Here is a 4,348-nt window from a genome sequence, read left to right on the forward strand (position 1 = left end):
CGCTTGATGAAGTGGTTCTGAACCCCGATCGAGTTCAGCTTGGTCATGATGTATTCGCTGATGCGGTTGTTGATGACGCCCTTGCCCTCGAGCACGGCCTTCTTGGTCGCGTCGAAGGCGGTGGTGTCGTCCTTGAAGTACTGGATCAGCGTTCCAGGCTCGGGGCCCTCATAGAGGATCTTGGCCTTCCCCTCGTAGATCTTCTTACGGCGGGTCATCTGCGGGCCTTCTCCATAGGCGAGGACTTGCTCCGGTCGGGAAACAACGAAAAACGCGCGCGGCTTGCATCTCGCGCGCGGATCCGACTCGGCCTCTCACCCCATTCAGGCCAGACAAAAATAGCGTGTGCGACGCTACGGCGCAAACTCGTGAGGCAGGCGCCGCTTTCCATTGCGGGGCCGGTCGGCGCACGATATGGGATCGCCCGCTCCAAGAAGTTTACCCCCAGGATACGATGACGACCTTCGACGATCGCGAACAAGGCTTCGAGAAGAAGTTCGCCCTCGACCAGGAGCAGGAATTCAAGGCGCACGCGCGCCGCAACCGCGCTCTGGGCGAATGGGCCGCCGGCCTGATGGGCCTGCAGGCCCCGCATATCGACGAATACGCCAAGGCGGTGGTGAAGTCGGACCTGGAGCTGCCGGGCGACGAGGACGTGCTGCGCAAGGTGTTCGAGGATCTGAAGGGCGCCGGCGTGGCCGTGTCCGAGGGCGAGGTCCGCATGAAGATGGCCGAGCTGCTGGCCCAGGCCCGCGAAGGCGTGAAGGCCGGGAAGTAGGCGCTTCGCTCGGTGTCATCCCGGGTTCGCGACGCGAAGACCGGGACCCCGATATGTTGAAGAATTCGAAGAGGCGCGGCCGCAAAGCCGCGCCTTTTGCGTTTTGGCGCGCGCCACGGGGTCCCGGTCTTCGCCCTTCGGCGAAACCGGGATGACACCTGGGGTGGAGGGCTTCGCTACCGCTTCACCTGCGCGGCCAGCATCTTGCGGATGCCGGCGCCGTAGGGCGGGCGCAGGGCCTGCAGCGGGCCGATGTCCTTCTTGATCTGGGTGTAGACCGCCTTCTTGTGGCTGAACTCCTTGAAGCCGTCATGGCCGTGGTAGCTGCCCATGCCCGCGGGGCCGATGCCGCCGAACGGCAGCTCCTCCTGCGCCACGTGCATGATGACGTCGTTGACGGTGACGCCGCCGGGGGTGGTGGAGCTGAGGACCTTCTCCCGCTCGGCGGGATCGTCGCCGAAGTAGTAGAGGCCGAGCGGCCGGTCGCGGCCGTTGACGTAGGCGATGGCCTCGTCGACCGAGCGGTAGCTCTTCACGGGCAGGACGGGGCCGAAGATCTCCTCCTGCATCACCTTCATGTCGTCGGTGGGCTCGAGGATAAGGGTGGGGGCGATCTTGCGATGCTCCTGCTGGGTCAGGTCCTCGCCCTCGGGCTTCAGCTCGACGATGCGGGCGCCCTTGGCGCGGGCGTCCTCGACATAGCCGGTGATCCGCTCGTAGTGCCGCTGGGCGACGATGGAGGTGTAGTCGGGGTTGTCCTTGATGGTGGGGAACATCTTGGCGACCGAGGCGCGGGCGGCCTCAACGAAGCCCTCCAGGCTCTCCTGCGGCGCCAGGACGTAGTCGGGGGCCAGGCAGATTTGGCCGGCGTTGAGGGTCTTGCCGTTCATCACCCGGGCGGCGGCGACGCCGAGGTCGGCCGACTTGCCCAGGATGACCGGGCTCTTGCCGCCCAGTTCCAGGGTCAGCGGCACCAGGTTCTCGGCGGCGGCGCGCATGACGTGGCGGGCGATCGAGGTGGCGCCGGTGAAGATCAGGTGGTCGAAGGCCAGGTGCGCGAAGGCCTCGCCCACGTCCGGCCCGCCGGTGACGACGGCGATCTCCTCCTCGGAGAAGACCTTGCCGAACATGGTCTTCATCAGTTCGGAGGTGGCGGGTGTGTATTCCGACGGCTTGATCATCGCCCGGTTGCCGGCGGCCAGGATGCCGGCCAGCGGCGCGAAGGTGAGGTTTACCGGGAAATTCCAGGGGCTGATCACGCCAACCACGCCCTTCGGCTGGTAGCGGACCTCGGCCTTGGCCCCGAAAAGGCCGAGGATGGCGGGAGTGGTCTTCCGCTTCTCGGTCTTCATCCAGGCGCGGAGATTGTCCCGGGCGTGCTTCAGCGGGCCGATGGAGCCGGCGATGTCGGTGAAGGCGGTGGCCTCGCGCGAGCGGGAGCCGAAGTCCTGGTTCACCGCCTCCTCGATCTGGGCCCGGTGGTCGACCAGAAGGCCGATGCAGCGGTCGATGCGGTCGATCCTTTGTTCCGCCGTGGGCGCGCCGTCGCGCAGGTGGGCCGCCTTCTGGCGCGCCAGGATGCCTTGCATGTCCATGTTGGTCCCTCCCGTGGGTTGGCGAGAGGTGACGAGCTTTCCGCCGGGGGCGTCAAGGGCGGGGTGAGCGCGCCTCCAGCATCGGCCGGCTGACCTTCTTCGGAACGATCTGAGCCCAGGCTTCGAGGACGAGGTCGGAGAGTTCGGCCTCGTCGAGGTGGGAGAGCTCGACGTAGCTCCAGTAGACGGTGGCCACCGGGCACTTGCTGAACGTCTCGGGCCGGATCTCGAACAGGAGCTCCTGGTGACCCTTGTCGAGCTTCAGGATGGCGCGGCCGTCGATCTCCAGCGCGAAGGTCTTCTTGCCCACGTTGAACCAGGGGTTCCCGCGGTAGGTGACCTCGTGAGCGCCAGGCAGGGCCAGGGCGAGGCGGCGCAGGTCGTCGATGTCGGCCATGGGCGGAGGTCCCCCGCCCATCAGGCCGCAGCCGGGCGGGGGCGGTCAAGCCGCCCCGCCCGATCAGGCGTCGGCGGTCGCGAGGCGCCGGATGGTCTGCGCCTCGTCGCCGAAGACGCGCGCGAAGACCCGGTCGACGTTCTTGAAGTGGTAGCCGAGGTCGAAGAGCTGCTCGAGCTCGGCGTCCGAGAGGGTGATCTCGGGGTCGGCCTTCAGGAAGTCGAGGAAGTTCCCCTCGCCGCGCCAGACCTTCATGGCGTTGCGCTGGACGGCAGCGTAGCTGGCCTCGCGCGACAGGCCCTTCTGGGTCAGGCCCAGCAGTACGCGTTGCGAGTGGACCAGGCCGCCCAGGCGGTCGAGGTTCTTGGCCATGTTCTCGGGATACACCACGAGGCGCTCGACCACGCCGGCCAGGCGGCGGAGCGCGAAGTCGAGGTGGACCGTCGCATCCGGGCAGATGCCACGTTCCACGGACGAGTGGCTGATGTCGCGCTCGTGCCAGAGGGCGACGTTCTCCATGGCCGGCGTCACCGCCGAGCGGACGAGGCGGGCGAGGCCCGTCAGGTTCTCGGTGAGGATCGGGTTGCGCTTGTGCGGCATGGCCGACGAGCCCTTCTGGCCCACGTCGAACGGCTCCTCGGCCTCCAGGACCTCGGTGCGCTGCAGGTGGCGGATTTCGACCGCTAGGCGTTCGATGGAGCTGGCGACCACGGCGAGGGCGGCGAAGTAGGCGGCGTGGCGGTCGCGGGGGATGACCTGGGTCGAGACCGGCTCGACGGCGAGGCCCATCTTGTCGGCGACGTAGGCTTCGACCTCGGGGGCGACGTTGGCGAAGGTGCCGACGGCGCCGGAGACCGCGCAGGTGGCGATCTCGAACTTGGCCATCGCCAGGCGCTCCTTGGCGCGCTGGAACTCGGCGTAGTGGCCGGCGAGCTTGAGGCCGAAGGTGGTGGGCTCGGCGTGGATGCCGTGGCTGCGGCCGACGGTGGGCGTCAGGCGGTGCTCGTAGGCGCGGCGCTTGAGGGCGGCCAGCACCAGGTCGACGTCCTCGATCAGGAGGTCGGTGGCGCGGACGAGCTGGACGGCAAGGGTGGTGTCGTTGACGTCGGAGGACGTCATGCCCTGGTGCAGGAAGCGGGCCTCGGGGCCGACGATCTCGGTGACGTGGGTGAGGAAGGCGATGACGTCGTGCTTCACCTCGCGCTCGATCTCGTCGATGCGGTCGGCGTTCCAGACGGCGTCGCGGCCCTTTTCCCAGATGACCCGGGCGGCCTCCTTCGGGATCACGCCCAGGTCCGCCATGGCGTCGGCGGCGTGGGCCTCGATCTCGAACATGATCTTGAAGCGGGTCTGGGGTTCCCAGATCGCGGCGGCTTCCTTGCGGGCGTAGCGGGGGATCATGGGACGGGGTGTCTGACGACACCCCGCCCAAAGTCAATGTTGTTTAGTGGCGATAGCTGAGCCGCAGGTACATGAAGCGGCCCGGCGCGTCGTAGGCGTTCGGGTCGTAGTTGTTCAGGCCGCAGGTGACGCAGCCCGGCGGGTCCTTGTCGAACAGGTTGTTGACGCCGACCGCGA

5 protein-coding genes are annotated in these 4,348 nt (G+C 67.6%); 1 reads left to right on the forward strand and 4 read right to left on the reverse strand.

What is annotated here, in order from left to right:
- Window positions 1-218 (reverse strand): phosphoribosylaminoimidazolesuccinocarboxamide synthase (locus Q0L11_RS14835; protein WP_296598235.1); only part of this gene is annotated, 218 nt, incomplete at its 3' end.
- Between the two features lie 236 nt (window positions 219-454).
- Here Q0L11_RS14835 and Q0L11_RS14840 point away from each other — a divergent pair.
- Window positions 455-778: a DUF1476 domain-containing protein gene (locus Q0L11_RS14840; protein WP_296598236.1), complete on the forward strand. Its 324-nt coding sequence runs from the start codon at window positions 455-457 to the stop codon at window positions 776-778.
- 176 nt (window positions 779-954) lie between these two features.
- Here the strand turns inward: Q0L11_RS14840 and Q0L11_RS14845 are convergent, their stop codons facing one another.
- The 3 genes from Q0L11_RS14845 to purB all read right to left on the reverse strand — a co-directional run bounded on the left by Q0L11_RS14845 (window position 955) and on the right by purB (window position 4,171).
- Complete coding sequence (locus tag Q0L11_RS14845; RefSeq protein ID WP_296598237.1) at window positions 955-2,373, reverse strand: coniferyl aldehyde dehydrogenase; 1,419 nt, start codon at window positions 2,371-2,373, stop codon at window positions 955-957.
- A gap of 52 nt (window positions 2,374-2,425) precedes the next feature.
- Complete coding sequence (locus Q0L11_RS14850) at window positions 2,426-2,770, reverse strand: MmcQ/YjbR family DNA-binding protein (RefSeq protein ID WP_296598238.1); 345 nt, start codon at window positions 2,768-2,770, stop codon at window positions 2,426-2,428.
- 63 nt (window positions 2,771-2,833) lie between these two features.
- On the reverse strand, window positions 2,834-4,171 hold the full coding sequence (gene purB, locus Q0L11_RS14855; RefSeq protein WP_296598239.1) for an adenylosuccinate lyase: 1,338 nt from the start codon (window positions 4,169-4,171) through the stop codon (window positions 2,834-2,836).
- Between the last annotated feature and the right edge of the window lie 177 nt (window positions 4,172-4,348).

The sequence above is a fragment of the Phenylobacterium sp. genome, from assembly GCF_024508875.1.
GTDB lineage: Bacteria > Pseudomonadota > Alphaproteobacteria > Caulobacterales > Caulobacteraceae > Phenylobacterium.

Bases quoted from the DNA above. Each gene is read 5' to 3' on its own strand.
- Q0L11_RS14840 (WP_296598236.1), top strand. From the start codon at position 455: ATGACGACCTTCGACGATCGCGAACAAGGCTTCGAGAAGAAGTTCGCC.
- Q0L11_RS14845 (WP_296598237.1), bottom strand. From the start codon at position 2,373: ATGGACATGCAAGGCATCCTGGCGCGCCAGAAGGCGGCCCACCTGCGC.
- Q0L11_RS14850 (WP_296598238.1), bottom strand. From the start codon at position 2,770: ATGGCCGACATCGACGACCTGCGCCGCCTCGCCCTGGCCCTGCCTGGC.
- purB (WP_296598239.1), bottom strand. From the start codon at position 4,171: ATGATCCCCCGCTACGCCCGCAAGGAAGCCGCCGCGATCTGGGAACCC.